This window comes from Dethiosulfatibacter sp. (genome assembly GCF_983023055.1).
On sequence record NZ_CEZJXU010000432.1, the window covers coordinates 1 to 2,208 of the forward strand.

General features: G+C 35.9%; 3 protein-coding genes and 1 pseudogene. 2 read left to right on the forward strand and 2 right to left on the reverse strand.

What is annotated here, in order from left to right; all coding sequences use genetic code 11:
- Positions 1–63 precede the first annotated feature (63 nt).
- Complete coding sequence (locus AC3AX0_RS12035) at positions 64–246, forward strand: hypothetical protein (RefSeq protein WP_487550523.1); 183 nt, start codon at positions 64–66, stop codon at positions 244–246.
- A gap of 115 nt (positions 247–361) precedes the next feature.
- On the opposite strand, the gene AC3AX0_RS12040 is transcribed toward AC3AX0_RS12035, so the two are convergent.
- Together AC3AX0_RS12040 and AC3AX0_RS12045 are read right to left on the reverse strand one after the other, a co-directional pair.
- Positions 362–1,384 (reverse strand): transposase, encoded by a 1,023-nt coding sequence (locus tag AC3AX0_RS12040; RefSeq protein WP_487550525.1) that lies wholly within the window; start codon positions 1,382–1,384, stop codon positions 362–364.
- A 51-nt stretch (positions 1,385–1,435) separates the two neighbouring features.
- Positions 1,436–1,756 (reverse strand): annotated as a pseudogene (locus AC3AX0_RS12045) (transposase); the annotation flags it as partial.
- 120 nt (positions 1,757–1,876) lie between these two features.
- On the opposite strand from AC3AX0_RS12045, the gene AC3AX0_RS12050 reads away from it, so the two are divergent.
- Positions 1,877–2,208 (forward strand): hypothetical protein (locus AC3AX0_RS12050; protein ID WP_487550524.1); only part of this gene is annotated, 332 nt, incomplete at its 3' end.

The window sequence follows — 2,208 nt, forward strand, 5'->3', positions numbered from 1 at the left end:
ATTATTTTCCGGCTTAAACTTAAATAATATATCATCATCACTTCAAATGCAGGTGCTTCAATAATGGCAACTATAACCGGAAAAGTGCTTCGTATACTAGCCTTTAACTCTGCTGATGAAGCTAAAAGAGTTGCTGATTTAACAACATTTATTTATGATGTTGAAAAAGAACAGTTTGATTCTTCTGCTGAATTTGATGAATTCACTGGTGTTAAGAATCTTAAAACAATTGATCAATTCCCCTAGGAGCCTGTCTGGCTGATTTCACATAATTCCAAATATTTTTATTCATCACCCTCAAACTTGGAGTTTTAACCCTTATTTGAGGGTGAATAAATCATTAATGCACGCTTACCTTGATTTAATGTACCACAGTTTTTTTCTTCTCTTCTGAGAGCTTGTGCAATCGCTTTACATTGTAAGCAAGAGTTACAAGATCCCATTCCAGATTAACCTTTTCAAGTCCTCTGAGCATAAAATGACGGAATCCAAGCACTGACTTTACTATTCCAAAAACAGGTTCCACTGTTTCCTTTCGCTTTTTGTATATCTCTTTACCGTTTTTTGTTTTCAAACGATATAACATCATTTCTTTGACTGTAGCATCTTCTTCTGGTTCAGGAGGGTCGTCTTTTTTCAATAAGTCTGATACCGTTCTACGATGGTTTTGTTTTTCTACTGCACAGTATATCATTGGGCCACCCTTCTCTTCCTCAATATCCAGTATCGCAGTTTTGGAAAAGTATCCGGTGTCAGCAGAGGCATTACTAATTTGCCGAATAGCATTTTTGACACTTTTCAATGCCGGTGCAAGCTCTAGTTTATCATTAGCGTGATTTGTCACATAACTCCCCAGAATCATCATGCTGCCTTCAGTATCCACTGTAGCCTGAGCATTGTAGCATTGTTCAAAATGTTTTCCGTTTCCGGCTTTCATTATGCCACTCTCTTTATCGGTGAAATTATACTGCATTTTATCAGGCGGCTCTTCACTTGGAGGATCAGGCTTTCTTCCTCTTAGGTTTTTACCACTTCTCCTTTTTTCCTCACGTTCTTCTAACTTTTCCTCGTATTCTGATTGTTTTTGTTTTTTTATTATCTCATAGCGTTCTTCGATTATTTCACGAGCTTCTTTTAGTTTTTCCTTTCTGTCTTCACGTCGGGCTATTTCATCGGGAATTGTCAACCCATCCTCCAGTGGTGTATTGTCAGCTTCCTCAGCTTTTCGCATAAGTTCAGATATTTCAGATTCCAGTTGCTCTATCATCTCTCCGGCTCGTTTGTAACTAACAGCAGAATGTTTACTGGCATTTGCTTTTATTTTTGTGCCGTCTATACTTACACTGCCTACCTTTTTTAAATGTCCCATTTCCTGTGCCACCATTAATACTTTTAGGAATGCCTCTTTAAAAGCTACTCCATTCTTTTTCCGAAAAGAACAGATGGTATCATGATCAGGGTGTTTGTCTCCTCCACAGATATATCGAACTCCTACATCAAAGTGTGATGCCAATTCTATTTCACGTGAAGAAAATCGTCCAGTCAAATAGGAATAAATTAATAGAGATAACATCATGTTTGGAGGATACTGGGGACTTCCACTTCCTCGATGATTTATTGAAAATCGTTCTGTATCTAACATGTTTACTGTTTCAATAATAAAATGGACGATACTATTTTTCGGAATCCAATCTCTTAAATCCGGGGAAAACAACATGGGGGTTTCTCTGTCAATATTGATATATTTTGCACTCATTATGCTTTCTTACCTTGTTTTTCTTATATTATGCGTTTTTTTCTATAAAATGTATACTCTTTTTGGGTGATTAAAGTCCGACAGGCTCCTAGTCAAATCTATTACAATGAATATGAAAAGGTGTGGCAGACAGATGGATTTTTTATCTGTAAAGATTTAAATGTTATTGAATTTATAGATTATGTTTCAGACTTAGAATCACAAGAAATCGAATTTTCTCAAAATAAGAACATGGAAGGAGTTTCATATACACCAGTCATCAAAATATTGTCTTTGGGAGGATGGCAAGAGCAATACTCATATAGAATATATAATGGGCCGTATACAGATTTTTATAGTTCATGGATAGAATTACCGTTTCATTCAAAGTATAATTTTTGGATTGATATTATATCTGCCGCTTTGATTCCTTTAAGTGATATAAAGCTTGTAGTTATTGAAGGCCCTAGTAC